Raw genomic sequence first — 24,006 nt, 5'->3', positions numbered from 1 at the left:
CCCGGTCACATTCCGAACCCGGAAGCTAAGCCTCTCAGCGCCGATGGTACTGCAAGGGGGACCTTGTGGGAGAGTAGGACGCCGCCGGACTCAACTTCAGCAACACCAGGAAACCCCTGACCGTGATCGGTCAGGGGTTTCCTGCGTTACCGGGCCGACCCGCACACCGCCACCGCAGGTCGGGTAGCGTGGCGCGCCGGTAGGATCGTGTGGTCATGACTGCACCGTTCACCACTGCCACCGGCTCCGACGTCCGAGTCCGTTTCTGCCCGAGCCCGACCGGGACCCCGCACGTGGGGCTCATCCGGACGGCCCTGTTCAACTGGGCCTACGCGCGCCACACCGGCGGCAAGCTCGTGTTCCGCATCGAGGACACCGACGCCGCTCGGGACAGCGAGGAGTCCTACGAGCAGATCCTCGACGCGCTCCGGTGGCTCCGGCTCGACTGGGACGAGGGCGTCGAGGTGGGCGGTCCGCACGGTCCGTACCGCCAGTCCGAGCGCTCGGACGTGTACGAGGACGTCATCGCGAAGCTGCGTGCGTCCGGCCACGTCTACGAGTCGTACGTGACACCGGAGGAGATGGAGGCCCGGAACACGGCCGCCGGTCGCGACCCGAAGCAGGGGTACGACAACCACGAGCGCGACCTGACCGAGGCCGAGCGCCAGGCGTTCCGCGACGAGGGGCGGCAGCCGGCGCTGCGGCTCCGGGTGCCCGACCGCGACCTCAGCTTCGACGACCTGGTGCGCGGCGAGATCACCTTCAAGCAGGGCACCTTCCCGGACTTCGTGGTGGTCCGCCCCAACGGCAAGCCGCTGTACACGTTCACGAACCCGGTCGACGACGCCCTGATGGGGATCACCCACGTGCTGCGCGGTGAGGACCTGCTGTCGTCGACCCCGCGGCAGATCGCGCTGTACGAGGCGCTCGTCGAGGTCGGCATCACCGACGTCGTCCCCCGCTTCGGACACCTCCCGTACGTCATGGGGGAGGGCAACAAGAAGCTCTCGAAGCGCGACCCCGAGTCGAACCTGTTCCACCACCGTGCCGCCGGCATGGTGCCGGAGGGGCTCCTCAACTACCTCGCGCTGCTCGGCTGGTCGATCGGCCCGGACCGCGACGTCTTCTCGTCGGACGAGATGGTCGCCGCGTTCGACGTCGTCGACGTGAACCCGAACCCCGCCCGCTTCGACCACAAGAAGGCCGAGGCGATCAACGGTGACCACATCCGTCTGCTCGACGCCGACGACTTCCGCGGACGCCTGCTGCCGTACCTGACGGACTTCGTGTCGGTGCCGCCGACCGCCGAGCAGGAGCGGGTGCTCGCGGCTGCGGCCCCGCTGGTCCAGGAGCGCATGCAGCTCCTCGGCGAGGCTCCGGCGATGCTCGGCTTCCTGTTCACGACCGACGACGAGCTCGTGGTCGAGGACGACGCCCGCGCCACGCTGAAGGACGACGCCGGGGACGTGCTCCACGCCGGGGTCACCGCGCTCGAGGGCGTCGAGGACTGGACGACCGGGTCGATCGAGGCAGCCCTGCGGTCGTCCCTCATCGACGGCATGGGCCTCAAGCCGCGCGTGGCGTTCGGACCGCTCCGCGTCGCCGTGTCCGGGCGCCGGATCAGCCCGCCGCTGTTCGAGTCCATGGAGATCCTCGGCAAGGAGTCCACACTCACCCGTCTCCGCCGACTCGCGGACCGCTGACACCGTCGTGGTGACGACTCCGGGTGCGCGGGACGGCGACGGCCTGTCCGTCGACGTCGCGGTCATCGGTGCCGGTCCGGCCGGACTGAGCGCTGCGCTCAACCTGGTCCGCGCCCGGCGGACGGTGCTGCTCGTCGACGCGAACCGACCGCGCAACGCTGCCACACTCCGTTCGCACGGCTTCGTCACGCGCGACGGGATCTCGCCGCTCGAGCTCCGGAAGCTCGGCCGGGTCGAGGTCGAGTCCTACCCGGAGGCGACCGTCGTGCAGTCGGTCGTCGACCGTGTGGCCCGCGACGGTGACGGCTGGTCGGTGCACGGTTCCTCCCGCGGGGCCGAGCTGCGGGCCCGCGCGAGGGCCGTCGTGGTCGCGACGGGGCTCCGGGAGGAGTTCCCGGCACTGCCGTCCCTGCGAGCCCTCTACGGCACGTCGGTGCACAGCTGCGTCGAGTGCGACGGGTACGAGCACGCAGGGCAGCCCCTCGCGTTCCTGTGCGAGACGTCCGACGTGGTGGACCGCGCGTTGCTCGTCGGTTCGTGGACCGACGACCTGGTGGTCTACACGAACGGTGCCGCGGTGCTGGACGATGCCGGCCGTGCGCGCCTGTCGGCGGCGGGCGTGACGGTCGACGAACGGCCCGTGGCCGACCTCGAGGGCGGTCGGGACGGCCTCACCGGTGTCCGCCTGGCGGACGGCGACGTGCGGCCGCACACCGGAGCGTTCGTGCGACCCCTGTGGCACGCCGACCTCGACTGGCTCGACGCGCCGGCGGACCGGGACGCCGAAGGGCTCCTCCGCGTGGACCGCGTCGGTCGGACCCGGGTGCCCGGGCTGTACGCCGTCGGGGACGTCACCCCGCCAGGTCCCGAGCAGCTCGTCGTGGCAGCCGGTCACGGGGCGTCGACGGCAGCCGCGGTGCACCGGGACCTGGTGGGTGGTCTCGAGGACCTCCGGGATGCTGTACAGTAGTTGATCGTGCCCCGGACAACGGGGAACGGAAGGCCAGCAGGCCTTTTGGGGTATGGTGTAATTGGCAACACAGCGGTTTCTGGTACCGTCGTTCTTGGTTCGAGTCCAGGTACCCCAGCTCGAAGGAAAAGCCCCCGGGAGATCCCGGGGGCTTTTCCCGTTCCCGGGCGCCTCGTACGAGGAGACACGCCCGGATCGACACGGAACGCCCGAATCAACACCGGGCGCGCGAACGGACGCGGAACGCCCGGAACGACACCGGACGCCGGCACCGAGGAGACGCCGGCACCGAGGAGACGCCGGCACCGAGGAGCGCCGGTGTCCCGGAGGTGTCGACGGTCGGTCCGTCGTGGTCGGCGTCCGGGCAGGAGCCCGCTCGGCGTCAGTCGGCCGCGCGGTACGCCACGACCCAGTCGACGAGCACGTGCCCGTCGGACCCCGCCGGCACGCGGGCGTCGCCGATCGCGGTCTCGGCCTGCAGGGTGACGCGCATCGGCACCCTCGGCACGGCGCCCGCCGTCGAGGCGACGAGTGCACCGTCCCACCAGAAGCGCACGACGTCGGCGGTCCACTCGACGGTGGCGACGTGCCAGTCCTGCTGGCCGCCCGGCACCGTCGGAGCGTCCTCCGGCAGGAACCGCATGGTGCGGTCCGCAGCGTCGAAGCTGCCCGGCACCGCCGACACCGGGCGGACGTCGCCGCCCAGGTCGCCCTCCGGCCAGTCGATCTCGCCCTCGTTCCAGTCGCCCGACAGCGGCCAGAGGAGCATCACGAACTTGTAGCCGGGGGCGTCACCGGCCCGGTAGCGGATCGAGACGCGCTGGTGCGTGTACGACCGGTAGCCCGCGGGCAGCACGGCCGCGACGAGTGGCTGACCGTCCTCGGTCCGCAGGTGGAAGTCGAGCGTCGAGTCGTGGACCGAGACGACCTCGTCCGGGTGGTAGATCCCCTTGCCCGAGGTGTCGCGGAACCCGCGGTACTCGGCCATCGCCGGGTAGACCGCGAGCAGGTCGCCGTGGGCGGCGTCGCGGTCGAAGTCCTCGGCGAGGTACGGGACCCAGCGGACCCCGCCCGACTCGACCGTCCCCGAGGGCATCTCCGCGGGCACGGCGCGGTCGGCCCGGCGGATCGCCGTCGGCAGGACGACGGCCACGGTGCCGGTCAGCGCCGCGGCGCCGACGAGTCCCGCGACGACCGCACCGCGGCGCAGCACGTCGCGCCGTGTGGGGCCCGGTTCGGGCGTCGCGGGCTCACGCCGCACGGGCGACCTCGTAGATCCGGACACCGTCGCGGTCGTAGCGCAGCGTCCCGCGATCCGCTGCCGAACGTTCGAGGGCGTCGACCTCCGCGCCCGTCGCGGTGCCGCGGGCGACCACGTCCGCGCGCTCGGCGTCGGAGAACACCAGCCACGCGTCCCCGCCGTGCGCCCGGTCCGCGAGCGACTCGTCGAGGTCGGCCGGCGTGATGCCGTCCGGGTACCACTGCGTGAGGTCGCCCAGCGACTGCACCTGGCCCCAGCGCTGCAGGTACGCGGGGTACCCGGCGCCGATGACGGCAGGGAAGCCGCCGACGGTCGTCAGGGTGTCGTCCGCCGTGAAGCGGCCGTCCAGCCACCGCGCCGCCAGGACCTCGCCGGCTGGCGTCCGGTTCGCCTGCTCGGCCTGGAACGTCGTCGCGACGAAGAGCAGCGTCGTGACGCCGACCAGTGCGCCGGTGAGCAGGAGACGGAGCCGACGCCCGTGCAGCGCGTGGACGGCGGCGATCGCCAGGAAGGGCGCCGAGAAGAGCACGACGCGGAACCTGCCCTCACCCCCGTAGCTCTGCCCGAGGACGAGCACGACCGGGCACGCGGCGAGCCAGAGCACGAGCAGTGCCCGGTGGCCGTGACCGGCACGCACCGTCCGCACGATGCCGACCAGGGCGACGACCGCGACCAGGGCGGTGAGGGCGAGCACCCCGCGGCTCTGCAGGGTGGTCGCGAGCGACGGGATCGCGATCGACGTCGAGGCGGCCGTGGCGTTGCTCACCGGGTCGAACCCGGTGGTCAGGCCGAACTTCTCCTGCACGTAGTCGAGGTTCGGCAGGAGGTACAGCAGCGGTGCGGCGACGACGGGCAGCGCGGTCCACCAGGGTCGGACGACCCCGATCACGACGAGCGGGACGAACGCGGCGACGAGCACGTAGGGCGTGAGCTGGTGCGACGCCGTGATCACCGCCTGGAGGAGCACGACCAGGACCACCGCGGTGACGGTCGCGGTGCGGGTGGCGGCGGTACCGGGGTCGACGGCCGCGGCGGTCCCACAGGTCGGCACGATCGGTGCCCGGCGGGCCCGGAGCAGCCGGGAGACGACACCGACGATCCCGCGCCCGAGCGCGTTCGGGGTGCTGCGCAGCGTGGTGAGCACGACGAGCACGACGGCGAGGAAGAGCGCGAAGGCGAACGCCTGCGGTGAGTAGTAGTCCTGACCGACCCAGTTCGCGGCGCTGAAGACCACGGCGGCCGTGACCGCCCAGCGGCCCCGGAGCCCGAGCGCCCGGGCGATGCCGAGGACGAGGGCACCGTCGAGCAGGGCGAACGCGACCTCCACGAAGCGGACCGGCGCGGCGGCGTCCGTGGTCCCCGTGACGGAACCGAGGAAGGCGCTCACCGCGAAGAAGCCCGGCCAGCGGTTGTAGATGTCGATCGCCGGGTCGACCGAGCCGTGCTGCTGGATGTACGCGGTGACGGCGATGTGCTTGAAGACCCAGGGCGGTCGGGGCTCGGCAGCCGCGAGGTTCGCCGTGCCGTACACGACCACGACGAGCACGGCGGCGGTGGCGGTGCCGAGCGCGGCCGGGAACCGACGGTCGACCAGCGCGACGACGGTCACCGCGAGGACCGCACCGGCACCGACCCACCACACCGGGGGGACGGCGGTGAGCAGGCCCCACTCGCCGAGCGCCCCTCTGGTGGTCTGCGCCGTGCCGACGACCCAGAGCGCGACCCCCGTGACGAGCACGCCGCCGCCGACCGCGAGCCGGACGACCGTACCGTCGCGGCGTGCTGCCCAGGCGGAGCGGACGGCGTGCTGCACCGACGCCCGGTCGGACGACCGGGCCGTGACGACCCCGTGCGCCAGCGCCGCCCAGCCGCTGACGACGAGGACGAGGCCCGCCGCCGGGACGGGGGCCCAGCGCTGGGTCCAGACCATGGCGAGGGCGACGACGGTGTCGACCGCGGCACCGGCGACGAGGACGAGCGCCGCCCGGCTCACCGGCTCGGTCAGGCGGAGGGGCCGGACGACGGCCGTCCCGGGCACGACGAGGAGCGCCGTCAGGACCACGGCGGTCTGCACCGGACCGGTCGTCCCGGTGAGCAGCACCGCCGTCGCCGCGAACGCCAGCACCGCGGCAGCGACCGCCGGCAGCGGGGACCGGTGCACCCGGTGCGCCCGGCGGAGTTCCACCCGCGTGGGCGCCGTCGCGGTCACGGGGTGACCACCGCGGTGGTGAGGGGCATCGGGCGTTCCTTCGGGTCGGGTGCCGGCTGTCGAGGCAAGTCGACCATCGTCGACCGCCACCGACGAGGGTGCCGACGGTGTTGTGCGGGTGCCCTGCGGCATTGCGGCATCACGCACGGTCGCGTCCGCTCCTGCGGGGGAACCGCAGGCTCCCCGCGGCCGCGTTGACGCCACCGCCGGGGCCGACGACGGTGGTCCCATGACCTCCACGCCGCCGCGACCGTCGTCGTCCCGCCTCGTGCTCGAGCGCACGATGGCGAGCCCCGAGCCGCCCACCTGGCCGGGTGCGGTCTGGGTCGGCGCCGTCGACGCGCACGAGGTCCCCGACGGCGACGTCGCGATCCCGCTGGCGGACGCCGCCGGCCACCGGACGGCGCGGCTCCTCGTCCGTGCGGGCACGTCGCCCCGGGGCTTCGTCGACCTGCCCGTCACCGACGGGGCGGTCGACGCCTCCGAGCTCCGCGCGGCCGTCGACGCGCTGCCCCCGGCCGAGCACCCGCCCGTGCCGGTGCGGCTCCCGAGCACGACCGTCGTGCTCTGCACCCGCGACCGCGCCGACCAGCTCGCCGACGCCCTGCGGTCGGTCCTCGCGCTCGACCACCCCGACCTGGAGGTCGTCGTGGTCGACAACGCGCCGTCCGACGACGCCACCCGTCGACTCGTCACCGCGCCCGGCACCGACCCGCGCATCCGGTACGTGCTCGAGCCGACGCCCGGGCTGTCCAGCGCCCGGAACGCCGGTGTCCGCGCCGCCCGCGGCGAGGTCGTCGCGTTCACCGACGACGACGTGGTGGTCGACCGCGGGTGGCTCCGTGCCCTCGCGTCCGGCTTCGCCCGCGGGGAGGACGTCGTGTGCGTCAGCGGGCTCGTGGCGAGCGGCGAGCTCCGCACGCCGGCCCAGCGCTGGTTCGACGAACGGGTGACCTGGTCGCGGAACCTCACCCCGCGGGTGTTCCGGCTCACCGCCCCGCCGGCGGACCGGCCGCTCTTCCCGTTCTCGGTGGGCGACTACGGCACCGGGGCGAACTTCGCGATGCGCCGTGACGCGGTGCTCGCGCTCGGGGGCTTCGACGAGGCGCTCGGCGTCGGCACCGCCACGGGCGGCGGCGAGGACATCGACGTCTTCGCCCGCGTGGTGCTCTCCGGCGCGGCCCTCGCGGTCGAGCCCTCCGCCCTGGTCTGGCACCGGCACCGCGCCGACGTCGCCGCACTCCGCACCCAGGCGGTCGGGTACGGCACCGGGCTCGGGGCGTGGCTGACGAAGACCGCCCTCCGGCCACGGACGCTCGGGATGGCGCTGGTCCGCGCGCCCGGCGCGGTCCGGCACCTGCTCGCCGGGGCGGCAGTCCCCGCAGCGGACGTCGCCGGTGGGCCGGCGCGCTCCGACACCGTCCCCGCAGCGGGTGACAGCGCCTTCGACCGCGAGGTCGCCGCGGTGCGCGGCGTCGAGCTCCGCGCCGTGCTGCGGGGTGTCGGTCGCTACGCGCGGTCCCGTCACACGGTGCGCGCCCGCTCGGCTGCCGCCCGCCGGACCTCCTGATCCGGCACGCGGTCCGACCGCGTGCCGACCGGGAGGCGCGCCGTGCGCCCGCACCGCGGGCTGCGGCCCGGCCCGGTACCGGACCGCAGCGACCGTCGCGCGGCCGCACCCCGCGCCGCGACGCGACGACGTGCGGGACGTCGGACGAACGGTCCACCCGTCCCGCCCCTCCCGGTCGCCACGTGGCGCGTCGGGCGGTGCGTCGGAGCGTCAGCACGTGCCTCCCGGCCGCCGTGCCCGCACGATCCGCGCCCGCTTGCGGGATTCCGTACGCGCGGTCGCGGCTGCCGCAACGCACCCCGCGCCGCGTTGACCGGTGACCACGGCGCGGACGAAGGTGGGACCGCCGCGGGAACGGCGTACCTCCGTCTCCGCGGTGAGAGCACCCCACCCGCCCCACGGACCATCCCCACACGTCCCACCGGCGCCCACCCAGCGCCGGACCGACGGGACACGACCCACGCAGCCTGAACCCGACAGGAGCACCATGAGCACCACCGTCCGACCCCGAGACCCCCGTGTCTCGGTCGTCATCCCCGCACGCAACGAGGCGCGCAACCTCGAGATCATCCTGCCGATGCTGCCGCCCGTGCACGAGGTGATCCTCGTCGACGGGAACTCGGTCGACGACACCGTCGCGACCGCGCGGCGCCTGATGCCGTCGATCACGGTCGTGCAGCAGACCCGGAAGGGCAAGGGCAACGCACTGGCCTGCGGCTTCGAGGCGGTCACCGGCGACGTCGTCGTCATGTTCGACGCGGACTGCTCCGCGGACGCCGCCGAGATCCCGCGCTTCGTCGACGCCCTCGTCGCCGGTGCCGACGTCGCCAAGGGGTCCCGGTACGCGCCCGGCGGCGGCAGCGACGACATCACGGTGATCCGGGGCCTCGGCAACAAGGGGCTCAACATCATCTCGAACCTGCTGCTCGGTGCGCGGTACACGGACCTCTGCTACGGCTACAACGCGTTCTGGGCGGACACGCTGCCGACGGTCGGTCTGCTGTCCTCGACGCTCCCGCAGCCCGCCGACGGATCGATGCGGTGGGGTGACGGCTTCGAGATCGAGACGATCCTGACCTGCCGGTGGTCCGCCGCCGGCTTCGCGATCACCGAGGTCCCGAGCCACGAGAAGCTCCGCGTGCACGGCACGAGCAACCTCAACGCCGTGAGCGACGGCATCCGCGTCCTCACCTCGATCATGCACGAGCGTCGTCGCGCCGGCGAGGTCGCCGCCCGCGCCCGTCTCGCGCCGACGCCGGTGCGCGCCCGCGCCGTTGCGGAGCCGGTGGCCGTCCTCGACGAGGAAGCCGCGTGAGCCTGCCCACGGTCGCGGTCGTCATCTGCGCCTACACCCAGCAGCGCTGGGGCGACCTGCAGGCAGCCGTGGAGTCGGCGAAGCGGCAGCCCGAGGCCACCGAGGTCGTCGTCGTGATCGACCACGAGCCCGAGCTGCTGCTCCGCGCCGCGGCCAGGTGGCCCGAGCTGCGGGTCGTCCCGAACGCCGAGGAGCGCGGCCTGTCCGGCGCCCGGAACACGGGCGTGGCACTCGCCGCGTCCGACGTCGTGGCCTTCCTCGACGACGACGCCGCGGCCGACCCGGACTGGCTGATGCACCTCGTCGAGTCCCTCGAGCTGCCCGACGTCGTCGGGGCCGGCGGCCGTGCGACCCCGTCGTGGCCGGACACCACCGGCGCCGGACCGTTCCCGGACGAGCTGCTCTGGATCGTCGGCTGCAGCTACACCGGGCTGCCGACCGAGGCCGGCGACGTCCGGAACGTGATCGGGTCGAGCATGGCGTTCCGGCGGGACGTCCTGCTCGCCGCGGGCGGGTTCCGGTCCGGCATCGGTCGGGTCGGCAACCAGCCGCTGGGCTGCGAGGAGACCGAGCTCTGCATCAGGATCGCCCAGATGCGCCCGACGGCCCGGATCCGCTACGAGCCGCGGTCGAACGTCTCGCACCGTGTGTCGGCCGACCGGGTGTCGATGCGGTACGTCCGTCGTCGCAGTTACTACGAGGGGATCTCGAAGGCCGTCCTGAGCCGACGGGTCGGTGCGCGGGACTCGCTCTCGAGCGAGGGCACCTACCTGACCCGGGTGCTGCCGGGGGCGCTCCTGCGCGAGCTCGGGGCGGTCGGCCGGGGTGGTGGTGTCCGTGCGCTCGCGATCGTGACGAGCGTCGTCGCCACGGTGACCGGGTACGCGGTCGGGCGAACGTTCGGCGCCGTCGTGGTGCGGGCGACGGCGCCGGCTCCGGAGCCCGTCGCGGTCTGACCCCGGCAGATGCAAGGCCCCCGGTACCCCGCGTGGGTACCGGGGGCCTCGCGCGTGCTGCCCGGGCGGGCGTCGGTGCGCGCGGGTGCAGGTCAGCGCGAGTCGCCGCGGGCCGCCCGGAGCCGCTGCAGGAACCAGGGCAGGCAGGCGACGACGCCGACGATGCGCACGACGTCCCAGACGGCGTCCTGCGGGGCGAGCAGGGAGGCCGCAGCCAGGAGCACGGCCGGCACCACGACGAGGGGGACCCGGCGGGCGGGTCCACGCCACAGCCTCCGGTCCCGCAGCGCGGCCTGCTGCAGCACGGCGAGCAGCGCGTACGACAGCACCGTGGACAGCGCGGCGCCGGCGATGCCGAGCGGTGGGACGAGCAGCAGGTTCGCGCCGACGTTCACGGCGGCGGCGGTGGCGGCGATCACCCCGACGGCGACACCGCGGCGCTCCACGACGAGCAATCGTCCGGTGGCGCCGCTCGCGACGACCGGGAAGGCCGTCAGGGCGACGACGAACACCACGACCGACAGCTCCTCGACCCGGTACGAGGGCGGTGCCAGCACCGGGAGCGCGACCGGCGACACGAGGGTCACGGCGAGGAGCACCGGCGCGAGGAGCAGGTACAGCTCGTCACGCGCGTGCATCGCGAGGCGCCGTCGTGCGGCGGCGTCGCGGAGCGCGGCGAAGTGCGGCGCCCACGCGCTGTTCGTGAAGGTCAGGAGCAGGACGACCGCCGAACCGACGACGTAGGCGATCTGGTAGCGGGCCACCTCGTCGGGTCCGAGGAGGCGCTGCACGACGATGCGGTCCCCGGCGTTCAGGACGAAGTAGGACAGGTTGCCCAGCGCGATCGGCACGCCGAGCCGGAAGGCGCGTGCCGTCGTCGCGTGGTCGACCAGCCCCCGCAGGCGCGGGCGGACGGCGACGACGCCGATCACCATCGCCACGCCCTGCGCGACCACGCCGCCCCAGGCGTAGGTGGTCGCGTCGGCGTGCACGAGTACGAGGAGGCCGAGGCCGATGACCGAGCCGCCCACCGACGACAGCAGACTGGTGACCGCGAAGACGCGGATCCGGTCCTGCGCCACGAGGAGCGCCAGCGACGTCTGCACGACCGCCGCGGGCAGCGTCCAGAGCACCGCGACCAGGAGGAGCGGGTGCTCGCCGACGAAGCCGGCCGCGTCACCCCACGCCGGCAGCGACCCCAGCGCCGCGAGCGTGACGAGGGTCGCGAGGACCGCACCGACCGGGACGAGCCCGCGGGCCCGACGGTCGTCGCCGTCCTCGGCGCGTTGCAGCACCGCCGCCTGGTCGAGTCCGGCCACGGCGAGGACGCCGAGCGCCTGGTACAGGGCGATGGCGGACGCGAGCACGCCGAACTCCGACGGCGGCAGCAGGTGCGCGAGGACGGGGGAGACGAGCGAGCTGACGACCAGCTGCATGGACCAGACGACCACGTAGAGCATGCCCCGGCCGAAGAGCGCCGAGGCACCCGTGCGGACGGCGGTGCTGCCGGTCTCCGGACCGCCGGTGTCCGTGCCGCCGCCGTCCGTGCCCGCGGTGCTGCCTGGGCTGCTCGTGGTGTCGCGGGCACGGGCGACGTGCCGCCCGGAGCGCCGCACCGTCGTCGTCCGCGTCGTACTCCCGGTGTCGGACGGGACGCTCACGGCGCGGTGGCCCCGGCGGGACGGTGCGCCCGCAGGCCGACGGCCGCGTCGACGAGGTCGAGCAGGTCGGCGCTGCGGCTCGTGGAGAACTTCCGCGCGAAGAGGTACGGCGCCTGGTCGTCCGGACCGGTCCAGTGCTCCAGCAGGCGTCCGGCGTCCGCCGTCCCGAGCCACGGCGGGCTCTTCATCCGGGTACCGTCCCACCCGATGTACCAGAGCGGGTGCTCGAGGTGCTCGTCGGCGAACCCCGGGACGAGTGCGGGGGAGTTCAGGATCGAGGCCACGAGCGACTCGTCGGCGATCCACACGCGGCGCCAGAAGCGCACGAGGTCCGGGCGGGCGTCCACGACGTCGACCACGGCCTGCGCGTGCTCGCGACTGATCAGCTTCACCTGGGACCCACCGGTCAGGACGACCCCACGCGGCAGTCGACGCGGCACCGGAAGCCGCAGCATGTGCTTGCGCCACGCCCAGTGGCGGTAGCGGAACCGCGACCAGCCCCCGCCGCGCCAGTCCGGGTGCGGGAGCGGGTGGGTGACGAGGAACGAACGACCGGGGTGGCGCCCGAGCACCGCGCGCACCTCGTCGGCGGTGGCGAGCGGGTAGTCGCTCCCCGTCAGGACGGCGATGTGGCTCGCATCCGTCCCGGCGAGGGCGGCGCGGTACCCGGCGAGCTCCGCTGCTGCGTTCTCCCACCGCGCCCATCCGGTGCGCCGGCGGTCGAGCAGGTGGACGCGCGACGGGAGCCCGTCGGTCATCGCGTCGTGCGCGGCGTCCGGAGTACGGACGTCGCAGTGCAGGAACACGGGGAAGGGGTCCAGCGCCTCGAGGAGTCGGCGGACCTGGGTCGGGTCCTCGTGTGCGAGGACGACGCAGGCGAGCTCCGCGGTGGGGATGGGCATGCGAGCGACGCTAACTCCGGCCCCGGAGCCCGACAAGGAACCGCCGGGGCGGCTGCGGGGATGCAGCGGTTTCCCGCACGCGGCACCGCTCGAGCGCGGCGGTCAGCCCCGGCGACGGAAGCGCGGGCAGTCGCAGAGCGCGCAGTCCGAGCCGCGCCGGTGGTGCTCGTGCGCCTCCCGCTGGTGGCCGCACGCGCACGTGGCGGTGTCCGTCGCGCTCGGCGCGACGCGGTGCAGCACCGGCGCTGGACCCGTGGCGTCGTCCGCCGGGACGGCACGGTGCTCGGTGTCGGTACCCAGCAGCATGCGCCCTCCTCGCGCCCGACGCAGTCGTCGGGACGTGACCGATCCTACGGTGACGCGTGCCGCCGCGCCTCGGGGTCACCCGGCGAGGGGACGTCCCGCCCCGACGGCGCGCCAGCGTCGACGACTGCGGAGCCATGCGGACGGTCCCGCGGGGAACCCCCGGAGCTCGTGGTACGCCAGCGACCGCGGCACCGGCGTGCTCGCCGGAGCCGGGAGGGTCGGGTCCGCGGCCCGTCGGTGGTCGGCGCCACGGCCGCGGAACAGGGCCGCGGCCGCGACCCGGGCCTTCGCCGTCGCCGCGAGGGGGACGAGCCGAGCGAGGACGGCGACGTGTCGTCGGTCCCGGGCCACGAGTGCGCAGAGCAGGGCGGCGAACCCGACGCCGTTGCCGTGCAGCTGCGCGTGCAGCTCCGCGACGGTCCGGCGGTGCCGGTGGTGCACGACGGCGCGGGGTTCGAAGCCGATGCGTCCGCCGCGCCAGAGGGTCTCGACGAACATCGCCAGGTCCTCGCCGCCGCGTGCGGGGGACCCGGCGCCGAGGGTCGGGTCGAACCCACCGACCGACTCGAGCAGTGTCCGGCGGAACGCCATGTTCGCGCCGGCGCCGTACGCACCGATGCCGTACACCGGGAACCGTCGCCGGACCGAGCCGTCCGGTCGCACCGCGGCCACGCGGGCGAAGCGCATCGCGCCGGGCACGTCCTCGGGGACGATGGTCACCGGCTCGAAGGAGCGCTCGCCGCTGAAGCCGCCGTAGTACGCCTCGTACCAGACCTGCGCGGGCGTCGCGAGCTCGGTCGGCAGGACCACGCCGACGACGGCGTCGAGCTCCGGCTCACGGACGAAGCGCTCGCCGAGGGCACGGAGCCAGCGCGGGTCGACCTGCACGTCGTCGTCGGTGAACGCCACGACCTCGCCCCGTGCCGCAGCGATCCCCGCGTTCCGCCCGGCGGACAGCCCGGGGCGCCGTTCCTCGACGAGTCGGACACGGCGTCCCGCGAGCAGGGCCGGCAGCGGGTCGTCCTCCGGGACCCGGACACGGTTGTCGACCACGATGACCTCGTGCTCCGGGTGGTCGTGGCGCTCGAGGGCGTCGAGCAACCGACCGAGGCCCTCGACGCGGTCGACCACGGTGGACACGACGACGGAGACCGACGGAAGGTCGTCGTCGTGCACGGGGGCCGGCGCGGTCGGGGCGGTCCCGGACGACGATGCGGCGAGCGCCCGCAGCACCCGCGCGGCGTCGGACGGGTCGGCCGTCAGCGTCAGCCCGGCCGTGCAGACGGGGTACCCGTCGCGGCGTCCGACGACGAGGGCCTCCGTACCGGTCCCGTCGGCGACGAGCTCCGGCAGCGCGGCATCGAGGTCGACGTGCACGACGCGCCGGGGTCCGGGCAGGGCGACGGCGGTGGTGGTGGCCATGTCCCGGACGCTACGGGCACGCATCGACGTCCGACAACGGCGTGCCAGGACCGTGGCGGGACCCGTGCGGAACCCCGCAGCCACGCGCGTAGGGTCGCCCGCATGGAGGTCACCAAGCTCGAGCACGCGTGCCAGGTCGTCACGAAGGACGGGGCACGGCTCGTCCTGGACCCCGGCGGGTTCACCCGCCCGGTCGACGTGACCGGGGTCGTGGCCGTCGTCGTGACGCACGAGCACCCGGACCACGGCACCCCCGAGCAGCTGCACGGGATCCTCGACCGGAACCCGGACGCGGTGGTCCTCGGGCCGTCGGGCGTGGCCGCGGCGCTCGCCGACGCGGGCATCACGGTCGAGGTGGTCGGCGACGGTGACCACCGCGAGGTCGGCCCCTTCACGCTCGACCTGCACGGCGCGCGGCACCAGCGCATCCACTCCTCGGTGCCCCTCGTCGACAACACCGGGGTGCTGGTGGACGGTCGTCTCTTCCACCCCGGGGACGCGTACACGGTGCCCGGCGTCCCCGTCGAGGTCCTCGCTGCTCCGGTCGGCGCACCGTGGCTCAAGGTCGAGGAGATGATGGACTGGATCGCCGCGGTCGGTCCGCGGCGCGCCTACCCGGTGCACGAGGCGACGCTGTCCGAGATCGGCTTCGCCATGCACACCGACCGGCAGCGCGAGGCGCTCGGGGACGGGGAACTCGTCGTGCTCCGGCCCGGCGAGTCGCTCACGATCTGAGACGCTGCGGGTCCGCCCGGAGGCGCGGCACACCCGGGCGACACGCCCCGTTTTGGCAGCGTGCGCGCGTTGTGCCATACTTATCGGGTTGTCGGAACGGCCCCATCGTATAGCGGCCTAGTACGTCGCCCTCTCACGGCGGTAACGCGGGTTCGAATCCCGCTGGGGTCACCACAGGTGGCTAGCCTCCGAGTCCGACAACGAGTGTGTCCCGCTCTCGAGCGGGGCGTGCGGCCCCATCGTATAGCGGCCTAGTACGTCGCCCTCTCACGGCGGTAACGCGGGTTCGAATCCCGCTGGGGTCACCACACCCGAGAACCCCTCCGAGCTCCGGCCCGGAGGGGTTCTCGTCGTTCGCGGCGATGCAGTGCTCTCGGGGATGCGGAGCCCGTCGCTCCCGGCGAGGCGCCGCCCGTCGATCAGTGGGCGGTCGCGGTGGTCGAGCCACCGTTCCGACGCGCCGCGAGGCGCGTGTTCGCCGCGGTCGCCGCCGTCGTCATCCGCGCGAGGAACCGCAGTGCGGCCCGGAGCTCGGCGGGGTCGCTCTCCCGGAGGGCGCCGGCGATCTCGCGCCCGGCGAGCGCGAGGAACGCCTCGTTCGCAGCCCGCGCCGCGGCGGTCGCGCGCAGGGTCACCCGCCGGCGGTCCGTGCTCTCGCGGTGGCGGGTCACGTGCCCTGCCGTCTCGAGCCGGTCGACGAGCACCGAGGTCGCACCGGAGGTCATGCCGATCTGCCGGGCGAGCTGCGCGGGGGAGAGCGGCTCGCCTGCCTGCTCGGCCCACAGCACCTGACCGAGGGCGTTCGCATCCGTCGTCGACATCCCCATCCACACGCCGAGGTGCCGGTCGAGCTCCTCGAACGCCACGGCCCAGTCCCGGAGGTGGTGCATGACGGCGACCTCGTCGTCCTGCCAGTCCGTCGTGAGCGGGTCGATGTCGGGCATCCAGGTTCCTCCACAGTCAAGTCGCTTCACTGTAAAGCACGAGCGGTCGGTCCCAGCCGACCGCGCAGCACACGAGGAGCAGGACATGTCCGCACCACACGCAGTGATCTCGGGAGCGAGCATCGCAGGTCTGTCCGCCGCCTGGTGGCTCCGGCACACCGGTTGGGACGTCACCGTCGTCGAACGGGCTCGGGCCTTCCGTGACGGTGGGCAGAACGTCGACGTCCGCGGCGTCGCGAAGCAGGTGCTCGAGCGGATGGGGCTGACGGATGCGGTCCGTGCCGCGAACACCACCGAGACCGGGACCGTCCTGGTCGACACCGAGGGACGGGTGACCGCGACCCTGCCCGAGGGGCCGGACGGCGCGACCGCCGAGCTCGAGGTGCTCCGGGGCGACCTGGCCCGCACGGTCCGCGACGCGCTGCCCGACGAGGTGCCCTTCGTCTTCGGTGAGCGGATCACTGACGTCGACGACACCGCGCTCGGACACGTCGCCGTCACGACGACCTCCGGTCGGACGCTCCGAGCGGACCTGCTCGTGGTCGCCGAGGGTGTCCGGTCGACCACCCGGGCGCTGGTGTTCGACCACCCGGGCGACGTCGCCGAGCGGGACCTGGGCGTCACGATGGCGTTCGGGACGATCCCTCGGACGGACTCCGACGACCGACGGTGGCGCTGGTACAACGCCGTCGGTGGACGCCAGGTGCACCTGCGCCCCGACCCGTACGACACGACCCGCGCGATCCTGGCCTGGGCCGGCGACGACGACGGGGTGACCGGCGCCGAGCGCACGGGGGTGCAGGCGGGGCTCGAGGAACGGTTCGCCGACGCCGGGTGGCAGTCGCGCCGTGTGCTCGACGGCTTCGCGACGTCGGACGACGTCTACGTCGACCGGCTCACCCAGGTGCGGATGCCCGTCTGGCGACGGGGCCGCGTGGCCCTCGTCGGCGACGCGGCGTGGTGCGTCACGCCCATGGGTGGAGGAGGCGCGTCGCTCGCCCTCACGAGCGGGTACGTGCTCGCCGCATCGGTCACGGGTCGCTCCTCGGACCGTGCGGACCTCGACCGTGCGCTCGCGGCGTTCGACGACTGGATGCGACCGCTCGTGGACGACGTGCAGGGCATCCCGCGCGGGATCGTCCGGTTCGCCTACCCCCGGACCCGGCTCGGGCTCGCGCTCCGCCACGTCGCCGACAGGGTGCTGCTCGAGGGGCCGCTGCGGGGCCTCGCGGCGAAGGCCACCCGCGTCGCCGAGACCGACCGCGAGCTCCCGCCGGTCCCGGTGGCCTGAGGCTGTTCGGCGGCACCGCTCGGCGAGACGCTGATCGGGTCCGGGGTCCGGCGGTCAGCGCTCGACGTCGGCCCTCGGCGGTCGACCGTCCCCACGGGCGCCCTCGTGGGTGTCGAGCCAGCGGTCCAGGTCGCGGGCGGCGGCCCGACCCGCGCGGTTCGCCCCGACGGTCGACTGCGACGGGCCGTACCCGACGAGGTGCACGCGCGGCTCGTCGGTCACCTGCGTACCGGCGACCGGGACACCGCCGAGCGGGCCGCGCAGGTGCATCGGTGCCAGGTGGTCGAGGTCCGCGCGGTACCCGGTCGCCCAGAGCAGGACGTCCACCGAGGTGTCGGTGCCGTCGGCCTCCACGACGCCGTGCGGTCGGACCCGCGTGAACATCGGCCGCCGCTCGAGCACACCGCGCCGAGCGGCGTCACGCAGCGCGCCGGTCCAGATCAGTCCGGTGTACGACACGATGCTCGCCGGCGGTCGACCGGCCCGGACGTCGGCGGCCACGCGTCGTTCCACGTCGACGCCGTCGACCTCGTGGACGAAGCCGCCCGGCAGGAACACCGGTTCGCGCCGGGTGTACCAGACGGTCGAGGTGACGAGGCTGATCTCCCCGAGCAGCTGCACCGCGGAGATCCCGCCGCCGACGACGGCCACGCGCCTGCCGCGGAAGTGCTCGGCGTCGACGAAGTCGCGACTGTGCAGCTGCTCGCCGAGGAAGGACGCGGCACCCGGCACGTCCGGGACCACCGGGGTGTCCCACGTGCCGGTGGCGTTCACCACGGCGCGCACCAGCCACGAGCCGTGGTCCGTGTCGAGACGGAGTGCCCCGTCGGGGCGGTCGTCGACCGGGGTCACCGACCGCACGCGGACGGGCCGCAGCACCGGGAGGGCCTCGCGCGCCTCGTGGTCGGCGAAGTAGCGGGGGACCGCGGTGCGGGCCTCCTCCGCGGGGTCGACGGGTGGGAGCGGTGTGCCGGGCAGATCGTGGATGCCGTTCACCGTGGCCATGCGCAGCGACGCCCACCGGTGCTGCCACGCGCCTCCCGGCCGCGGGTTCGCGTCGAGCACGACGACGGTCCTGCCGGCCGGCCCGCCGCGGTCCCCGGCGCCGGACACGGCGCGGAACCCGCGTCGGCGCAGGTGGTGCGCGACCGACAGCCCGGCCTGCCCCGCGCCGATGACGGCGACGGTCGCGACGGCGTCGACCGCCGCGACTGCATCGGCGGTCGCGTCCGCGTCGGCGTCGGCGGCGGACGGAGGGCAGGTCACCCGGCGAGCGTACCGGGGCAGGCCGGGTCAGGCCGAGCACGACAGAACGACCGGTCTTCCCCCGGGTGCGACTTCCGTTCCACGGCTGAGTGAGGTTAGCCTTACCTAACGTGAACAGCTCCACGCCATTGCTCGAACTCCTCACGTCCGACCGCTCCGACCGGTACCGCAGCGTCGTCCGGGGCGCGGTCGACCGGACCGCCGACCGACTCGCGACCGTCACCGCGCCGACCACCGACACGCCCGCCGCCGTCCTCCGGCAGCGGATCGCGGCGGTCGACCTCGACCGGCCGCTCGGGTCGACCGAGGCCGCCGTCGCCGAGGTCGACGACCTCTTCACCGCGGAGGCCGTCTGGTTCCACGACCCCGGCTACCTCGCGCACCTCAACTGTCCGGTGGCGGTGCCGGCGGTCGCTGCCGAGGCGGTCCTCGCGGCGGTCAACCCGTCGGTCGACACCTGGGACCAGTCGCGGATCGGCACCGAGATCGAACGTCGGACGGTCCGGTGGGTCACGGACGCGATCGGCTTCCCGACGGGGGACGGGGTCTTCACCTCGGGTGGGACGCAGTCGAACCTGCACGCCCTGCTCCTGGCGCGCCAGGCCGCGACCGCACCGCTCCGCGCGGGAGACCGTGCGCACCGCTCGCCGACACTCGACGACCTCGTCGTGTTCGCCACCGCGTCGAGCCACTTCAGCGTCCGGAAGTCCGCGATGCTGCTCGGCCTGCCGGAACGTGCCGTCGTCGACGTCGCCGCCGACGCAGCCGGCCGGATGCGACCGGACGCCCTCGCCCACGCGATCGCCGACGCCCGGCGCGAGAGCCGGACGCCCGCGGCCGTCGTCGCGACCGCGGGCACGACCGACCGCGGCTGCATCGACCCGCTCGAGGCGATCGCCGACGTCTGCGACCTCGAGGACGTCTGGTTGCACGTCGACGCCGCGTACGGCTGTGGCCTGCTCGTGTCCCCGACCCGCCGACACCTGCTCGCCGGCATCGGACGAGCGCGGAGCGTCACCGCGGACTTCCACAAGTCGTTCTTCCAGCCGGTGTCGTCGAGCGCGCTGCTCGTGCGGGACCCGGAGGACCTCCGCCGGGCCTCGTGGCACGCGGACTACCTCAACCCCGAGGACGCCGACGAGCCGAACCAGGTCGACAAGTCCCTGCAGACCACCCGGCGGTTCGACGCGCTCAAGCTCTGGGCGACCCTCCGGGCGAGCGGCGCCGAGGCGATCGGACGGGCCTTCGACGCGGTGCTCGACGTCACGGAGCGGGTGCACGAGCACGTCGCGGCACACCCGGACCTGGTGCTCGTCGCGCCGACGCAGCTGAGCACGGTGCTCTTCCGCTGGCAGCCGGACGGGGTGTCGGACGCCGAGGCCGACGCACTCGTCGCGCCGCTGCGCGCGGCCCTGCTCGCCGAGGGTCGGGTGCTCGTCGCGAAGACCGTGATCGACGGCCGTCCGTGCAGCAAGCTCACCCTGCTCAACCCCACCACGAGCACGACGCAGGTCGTCGCGGCGCTCGACCACGTGGTCGACACCGCGGCACGCCTGCACGCCAGCGGCGTCCCCAGCACGGCCGGCACGACGACGGGAGCAACCCGGTGACCACCAGCACCAGCACCACCAGCACCAGGACCAGCGACACCGGCACCAGGACCAGCGACACCGGCGACGGTGTCGGCCGCGTCCTCGACCTGGTCGGGATCGGGATCGGCCCGTTCAACCTCGGGCTCGCCTGCCTGACCGACCCGATCGACGACCTCGACGCCGTGTTCCTCGACCAGGCCGACGGCTTCGCCTGGCACCACGGCATGATGCTCGACGACGCCACCATCCAGGTCCCGTTCCTGGCCGACCTCGTGACCATGGCGGACCCGACGTCGCCGTTCTCGTTCCTCGCCTGGCTCAAGGAGACCGGGCGGCTCTACCCCTTCTTCATCCGCGAGGACTTCCACCCCCTGCGCGTGGAGTACGACGCCTACTGCCGCTGGGCCGCCGAACGGCTCGACACGCTGCGTTGGGGCCGTCGGGTCGTCGCCGTCGAGCACGACGAGGACACCGACCTGTTCACCGTGCACGCCGAGACCCCGAGCGGGTCCGAGCGGTACGTCGCCCGGCACGTCGTGCTCGGGATCGGTACGGAACCCGCGGTGCCCGAGGCGCTCCGCGACCTCGACGGACCGGTCGTGCACTCCGCGGGGTACCTGCCGGCGCGTGACGCGCTCCGGAGCGCCGACTCGATCGCCGTGGTCGGGAGCGGGCAGTCCGCGGCCGAGGTCTACCGCGACCTGCTCGAGGGCATCCGCGACGGCGGCTACCGCCTCGACTGGATCACCCGATCGCCCCGGTTCTTCCCGATGGAGGACACCAAGCTCACGCTCGAGATGACGAGCCCGGAGTACACCGACCACTTCCACGCCCTGCCCGGCGAGGTGCGAGACCGGCTCGGTCGCGAGCAGCGGGGGCTGTACAAGGGCATCAGCGCCGACCTGGTGGACGAGGTCTACGACACGCTCTACCGGATCAGCGCCCGCGGGCCGGTCCCGACGACGCTCCGGACCGACACCAGCGTCGTCGCGGCTGCGTGGCTGCCCGAGCGGGACCGCTTCCGACTGACCCTCCGACACGCGCAGCTCGGCACCGCGGCGGTGCACGAGGTCGCCCGGCTCGTCCTCGCGACCGGGTACCGACCGCGGGACCCGGACTTCCTCGCCCCGGTCGAGCACCTCGTCCGCCGCGACGACCGCGGTCGGTTCGCCGTCGCACGCGACCTGCACGTCGACACCCTCGGCGGCCGGATCTGGGTGCAGAACGCCGAGGAGCACACGCACGGTCTGACCGCCCCCGACCTCGGGATGGGGGCGTGGCGGAACGCCTCGATCATCCGCTCCGTCACGGGGCGGTCCGTGTACGGCCTGGAGGAGCGGATCGCCTTCCAGGAGTTCGGCCTGCCCGGTGGACGGCCGGTTCCGGACGCTGCTGCCGACACCGGAGCGGCCGCTGCGGCCGGCACCGTGCCGGACGCTGCGGCCGGTCCCGTCGCCGACGCCCCGGCGAGCGCCGTAGCCGCGGCAGCCCGCCGGACCGCGACCGCCGGGGCCGCGTCGTGAGCGCCCCGGCGACCGTCGCCGCACGGGCGGACGCGACCACGGGCCTCCCGTCCGTCCACCCGGTGGTCCCGGACCGCGACGCCGCCGTCGTGCAGGCGTGGCTCGCCGCCCCGGCGTCCTCGTGGTGGGCGATGTCCGACCACGACACCGACGCGGTCCGCACGTACCTCCGTTCGGTGCAGGAGGACCCGGCGCAGGCGGGGTGGGTGCTCCGGTGGGAGGGTGAGCCCGTCGCGTACGCGGAGACCTACGACCCGGCGGTCGTGCTGCTCACCGACGTGTGGGACGCGGAACCGGGCGACGTCGGCATGCACCTGCTCGTCGCTCCGCCGCCCGACGAGGGACGTGTCCACGGGCTGACACGTGCCGTGATGCGAGCGGTGGTCGAGCACTGCCGCGACGCCCTCGGCGCGCAGCGGGTCGTCGTCGAGCCGGACGTGCGCAACACGGCGGTGCAGCGGAAGAACGCCGAGGTCGGGTTCCGTGTCCTGCGCGAGGTCGACGTCGACGGCAAGCGCGCGCTGCTGTCGGTCCTGGACACCGGCCGGATCGGCACGCCCGACGACGACGGACCCGCCGCGCACCTGCGGCCGGAGCACCTCGAGCCGGCCGAGCGGCACCTCGTCGCCAAGGCGATCGCGGAGTTCACGCACGAACGGTTGGTCGCCCCACGGCCCGATGGTGCGGGCTGGGTGCTCGACGCCGGGGACTCGACCTACCGCTTCCGCGCGCGGGTGCACACGCTCGAGCACTGGGTCGTCGACGAGGCCTCGCTCACCCGCAGCCGCGCGGGCGTCCCGGCGCCGCTCGATGCACAGGACCTCGTGCTCGCGCTGCACGAGCAGCTCGGGATCCCCGACGCCCTCCTCGGGACGTACCTGGAGGAGATCGCCTCGACGCTCGCCAGCGCCGCGGCGAAGCACCGGCGCGGCGGCCCCTCCGCCGCGCAGCTCGCCCGCGGCCGGTCGGACGGCGACGTGGTCGCGGGGTTCCAGGACGCCGAGGCCGCGATGACCGAGGGGCACCCGGCGTTCGTCGCCGCGAACGGGCGGATCGGGTTCGGGCTCGACGAGTACCGCGCGTTCGCCCCCGAGTCCGGCGGGCGCTTCCGGTACCGGTGGCTCGCAGCCCGTCGCGAGCACACGCACCTGGCGCTCGCCGCGGACCGGTCCGAGCAGCAGCACTGGGACGCCGAGCTCGACGCGTCGACGGTCGCGCGCTTCCACGAGGTGCTCGACCGACGCGGGCTCGACCCCGCGGAGTACACGTGGTTCCCGGTGCACCCATGGCAGTGGCAGCACCGGATCGCGGTGACGTTCGCCCCGGACCTCGGGCGGCAGGACGTCGTCGACCTCGGCGAGGGGCCGGACGACCACCAGCCGCAGCAGTCGATCCGCACCGCGTTCAACCGTTCCCGGCCGGAGCGGTCGTACGTGAAGACGGCGCTCGCCGTGCAGAACATGGGGTTCCTGCGGGGGATGTCGCCGGCGTACATGCGGACCGCGCCCGCTGTGAACGACTGGGTGGCCGAACTCGTGGGGGCCGACCCGGTCCTGGCCGACGCCGGCTTCGGGGTGCTCCGCGAGCACGCGGCGATCGGGTACACGGGGGACGTCTGGCACCGGATCGGGGCCGTGCCCGCACAGCAGGGCGCGCCGCAGCGGAAGATGCTCGCGGCGCTCTGGCGGGAGAGCCCGGTGCCACGCCTGCTGCCGGGGGAGCGGCCGATCACCATGGCGGCGCTGCTCCACCGGGACGCGAGGGGGCGGTCGGTGGCTGCTGCGCTCGTCGCGGAGTCGGGGCTCGATGCCGCGTCGTGGGTCGAGCGGTACCTTCACGCGTACCTCCGCCCCGTCGTGCACTGCCTGACCGAGCACCAGCTGCTGTTCATGCCGCACGGCGAGAACCTCGTGCTCGTGCTGCGCGACGGTGCGGTGTCCCGCGTGTTCATGAAGGACATCGGGGAGGAGGTCGTGGTCGTCGGGGACGTCCCGGTGCCCGCCGGGATCGAGCGGATCGTGCACCCGGTCGACGACGACGAGGCGGCGCTCGGCGTCTTCACCGACGTGTTCGACGGGGTGCTCCGGTACCTCGCGGCGATCCTCGACGAGGACGGCGTCCTGCCGAGCAGCGTCTTCTGGCGGCTCGTCGGCTCCTGCGTGGACGACGCCGCGGCGGGACGGGCGCGGCCGATCGACCTCCGCGTGCCGGACTTCGAGCACTCGTGCCTGAACCGGCTGCAGCTGCGGAACACCCTGCAGATGGTCGACCTGTCGGCGCAGACCGACTCGCTCATCCGGGCCGGCCGCACGGCGAACCCCGTCGCACGCTGAGGGTCCGCTCACACGGGCGGCTCCGGGCCGGTCCCGCGGGCGGCGGG

17 protein-coding genes, 3 tRNA genes and 1 rRNA gene are annotated in these 24,006 nt (G+C 74.2%); 14 read left to right on the top strand and 7 right to left on the bottom strand.

All coding sequences use genetic code 11. The features are described from left to right. The 4 genes from rrf to ACIQFY_RS04140 form a co-directional block, all read left to right on the top strand. A 5S ribosomal RNA gene (rrf, locus tag ACIQFY_RS04155) occupies positions 1 to 90 on the top strand; the annotation flags it as partial. A 125-nt stretch (positions 91 to 215) separates the two neighbouring features. Next, positions 216 to 1,703: a glutamate--tRNA ligase gene (gene gltX / locus ACIQFY_RS04150; RefSeq protein ID WP_251155140.1), complete on the top strand. Its 1,488-nt coding sequence runs from the start codon at positions 216 to 218 to the stop codon at positions 1,701 to 1,703. Positions 1,704 to 1,713: 10 nt separating this feature from the next. Continuing rightward, complete coding sequence (locus tag ACIQFY_RS04145; protein WP_311205545.1) at positions 1,714 to 2,673, top strand: NAD(P)/FAD-dependent oxidoreductase; 960 nt, start codon at positions 1,714 to 1,716, stop codon at positions 2,671 to 2,673. A gap of 46 nt (positions 2,674 to 2,719) precedes the next feature. Further along, a tRNA-Gln gene (locus ACIQFY_RS04140) sits at positions 2,720 to 2,791 on the top strand. Positions 2,792 to 3,055: 264 nt separating this feature from the next. Here ACIQFY_RS04140 and ACIQFY_RS04135 read toward each other — a convergent pair. Next, complete coding sequence (locus ACIQFY_RS04135) at positions 3,056 to 3,934, bottom strand: glycoside hydrolase family 16 protein (RefSeq protein WP_271827093.1); 879 nt, start codon at positions 3,932 to 3,934, stop codon at positions 3,056 to 3,058. Beyond that, positions 3,924 to 6,143, bottom strand: a complete 2,220-nt coding sequence (locus tag ACIQFY_RS04130; RefSeq protein ID WP_400338380.1) for a hypothetical protein — start codon at positions 6,141 to 6,143, stop codon at positions 3,924 to 3,926. The genes ACIQFY_RS04135 and ACIQFY_RS04130 overlap by 11 nt, the downstream gene beginning before the upstream one ends. 229 nt (positions 6,144 to 6,372) lie before the next feature. Between ACIQFY_RS04130 and ACIQFY_RS04125 the strand changes: the two genes are divergently transcribed. From ACIQFY_RS04125 to ACIQFY_RS04115, 3 genes are all read left to right on the top strand, one after another. After that, positions 6,373 to 7,713 carry a glycosyltransferase family 2 protein gene (locus tag ACIQFY_RS04125; protein WP_066654894.1) on the top strand — a complete coding sequence of 447 codons (1,341 nt, stop codon included), beginning with the start codon at positions 6,373 to 6,375 and terminating at the stop codon, positions 7,711 to 7,713. Positions 7,714 to 8,200: 487 nt separating this feature from the next. After that, a complete protein-coding gene (locus ACIQFY_RS04120) occupies positions 8,201 to 9,028 on the top strand; it encodes a glycosyltransferase family 2 protein (RefSeq protein ID WP_066654892.1) in 828 nt (275 codons plus the stop codon). Next, positions 9,025 to 9,984 carry a glycosyltransferase family 2 protein gene (locus ACIQFY_RS04115; protein ID WP_400338378.1) on the top strand — a complete coding sequence of 320 codons (960 nt, stop codon included), beginning with the start codon at positions 9,025 to 9,027 and terminating at the stop codon, positions 9,982 to 9,984. Before ACIQFY_RS04120 ends, ACIQFY_RS04115 begins: the two co-directional genes overlap by 4 nt. 92 nt (positions 9,985 to 10,076) lie before the next feature. On the opposite strand, the gene ACIQFY_RS04110 is transcribed toward ACIQFY_RS04115, so the two are convergent. The 3 genes from ACIQFY_RS04110 to ACIQFY_RS04100 form a co-directional block, all read right to left on the bottom strand. After that, entirely contained in the window at positions 10,077 to 11,645 is a 1,569-nt protein-coding gene (locus ACIQFY_RS04110; RefSeq protein WP_400338376.1) for a lipopolysaccharide biosynthesis protein, read from the bottom strand. After that, a complete protein-coding gene (locus tag ACIQFY_RS04105) occupies positions 11,642 to 12,547 on the bottom strand; it encodes a beta-1,6-N-acetylglucosaminyltransferase (RefSeq protein WP_400338374.1) in 906 nt (301 codons plus the stop codon). Before ACIQFY_RS04105 ends, ACIQFY_RS04110 begins: the two co-directional genes overlap by 4 nt. Positions 12,548 to 12,928: 381 nt before the next feature. Then, positions 12,929 to 14,275: a glycosyltransferase gene (locus tag ACIQFY_RS04100; protein WP_400338372.1), complete on the bottom strand. Its 1,347-nt coding sequence runs from the start codon at positions 14,273 to 14,275 to the stop codon at positions 12,929 to 12,931. A gap of 102 nt (positions 14,276 to 14,377) precedes the next feature. On the opposite strand from ACIQFY_RS04100, the gene ACIQFY_RS04095 reads away from it, so the two are divergent. The 3 genes from ACIQFY_RS04095 to ACIQFY_RS04085 all read left to right on the top strand — a co-directional run bounded on the left by ACIQFY_RS04095 (position 14,378) and on the right by ACIQFY_RS04085 (position 15,318). Continuing rightward, positions 14,378 to 15,010 (top strand): MBL fold metallo-hydrolase, encoded by a 633-nt coding sequence (locus tag ACIQFY_RS04095; protein ID WP_066654883.1) that lies wholly within the window; start codon positions 14,378 to 14,380, stop codon positions 15,008 to 15,010. Positions 15,011 to 15,108: 98 nt separating this feature from the next. Beyond that, positions 15,109 to 15,184: transfer RNA gene (locus ACIQFY_RS04090), tRNA-Glu, on the top strand. A gap of 58 nt (positions 15,185 to 15,242) precedes the next feature. Beyond that, positions 15,243 to 15,318, top strand: a tRNA-Glu gene (locus ACIQFY_RS04085). 111 nt (positions 15,319 to 15,429) lie between these two features. On the opposite strand, the gene ACIQFY_RS04080 is transcribed toward ACIQFY_RS04085, so the two are convergent. Continuing rightward, on the bottom strand, positions 15,430 to 15,954 hold the full coding sequence (locus ACIQFY_RS04080) for a MarR family winged helix-turn-helix transcriptional regulator (RefSeq protein ID WP_251155131.1): 525 nt from the start codon (positions 15,952 to 15,954) through the stop codon (positions 15,430 to 15,432). An 85-nt stretch (positions 15,955 to 16,039) separates the two neighbouring features. Between ACIQFY_RS04080 and ACIQFY_RS04075 the strand changes: the two genes are divergently transcribed. Then, positions 16,040 to 17,245, top strand: coding sequence for an FAD-dependent monooxygenase (locus ACIQFY_RS04075; RefSeq protein ID WP_326496771.1), 1,206 nt, complete (start codon positions 16,040 to 16,042; stop codon positions 17,243 to 17,245). 54 nt (positions 17,246 to 17,299) lie between these two features. Here ACIQFY_RS04075 and ACIQFY_RS04070 read toward each other — a convergent pair whose 3' ends face one another. After that, complete coding sequence (locus ACIQFY_RS04070) at positions 17,300 to 18,421, bottom strand: NAD(P)-binding domain-containing protein (RefSeq protein ID WP_400338408.1); 1,122 nt, start codon at positions 18,419 to 18,421, stop codon at positions 17,300 to 17,302. A gap of 200 nt (positions 18,422 to 18,621) precedes the next feature. Here ACIQFY_RS04070 and ACIQFY_RS04065 point away from each other — a divergent pair, with 200 nt between their 5' ends. Genes ACIQFY_RS04065 through ACIQFY_RS04055 form a run of 3 tightly spaced genes read left to right on the top strand, consistent with a single transcriptional unit; the run spans position 18,622 to position 23,959 of the window. Further along, positions 18,622 to 20,121 carry a pyridoxal-dependent decarboxylase gene (locus ACIQFY_RS04065; protein WP_326496769.1) on the top strand — a complete coding sequence of 500 codons (1,500 nt, stop codon included), beginning with the start codon at positions 18,622 to 18,624 and terminating at the stop codon, positions 20,119 to 20,121. After that, on the top strand, positions 20,118 to 21,626 hold the full coding sequence (locus ACIQFY_RS04060) for a SidA/IucD/PvdA family monooxygenase (protein WP_326496768.1): 1,509 nt from the start codon (positions 20,118 to 20,120) through the stop codon (positions 21,624 to 21,626). Before ACIQFY_RS04065 ends, ACIQFY_RS04060 begins: the two co-directional genes overlap by 4 nt. Then, a complete protein-coding gene (locus ACIQFY_RS04055; protein ID WP_400338369.1) occupies positions 21,623 to 23,959 on the top strand; it encodes a GNAT family N-acetyltransferase in 2,337 nt (778 codons plus the stop codon). Before ACIQFY_RS04060 ends, ACIQFY_RS04055 begins: the two co-directional genes overlap by 4 nt. The last annotated feature ends 47 nt before the right edge of the window (positions 23,960 to 24,006 follow it).

The organism is Curtobacterium sp. NPDC092190 (genome assembly GCF_044755625.1).
Taxonomy (GTDB): Bacteria; Actinomycetota; Actinomycetes; order Actinomycetales; family Microbacteriaceae; genus Curtobacterium.
The sequence above is the reverse complement of the archived record's forward strand: the minus strand, read 5'-3'. Positions and strand labels throughout refer to the sequence as shown.

What these genes read in the sequence shown, in the direction of transcription:
- gltX (WP_251155140.1), top strand. Translation starts at nt 216, where the DNA reads ATGACTGCACCGTTCACCACTGCCACCGGCTCCGACGTCCGAGTCCGT.
- ACIQFY_RS04125 (WP_066654894.1), top strand. Translation starts at nt 6,373, where the DNA reads ATGACCTCCACGCCGCCGCGACCGTCGTCGTCCCGCCTCGTGCTCGAG.
- ACIQFY_RS04120 (WP_066654892.1), top strand. Translation starts at nt 8,201, where the DNA reads ATGAGCACCACCGTCCGACCCCGAGACCCCCGTGTCTCGGTCGTCATC.
- ACIQFY_RS04105 (WP_400338374.1), bottom strand. Translation starts at nt 12,547, where the DNA reads ATGCCCATCCCCACCGCGGAGCTCGCCTGCGTCGTCCTCGCACACGAG.
- ACIQFY_RS04100 (WP_400338372.1), bottom strand. Translation starts at nt 14,275, where the DNA reads ATGGCCACCACCACCGCCGTCGCCCTGCCCGGACCCCGGCGCGTCGTG.
- ACIQFY_RS04095 (WP_066654883.1), top strand. Translation starts at nt 14,378, where the DNA reads ATGGAGGTCACCAAGCTCGAGCACGCGTGCCAGGTCGTCACGAAGGAC.
- ACIQFY_RS04080 (WP_251155131.1), bottom strand. Translation starts at nt 15,954, where the DNA reads ATGCCCGACATCGACCCGCTCACGACGGACTGGCAGGACGACGAGGTC.
- ACIQFY_RS04075 (WP_326496771.1), top strand. Translation starts at nt 16,040, where the DNA reads ATGTCCGCACCACACGCAGTGATCTCGGGAGCGAGCATCGCAGGTCTG.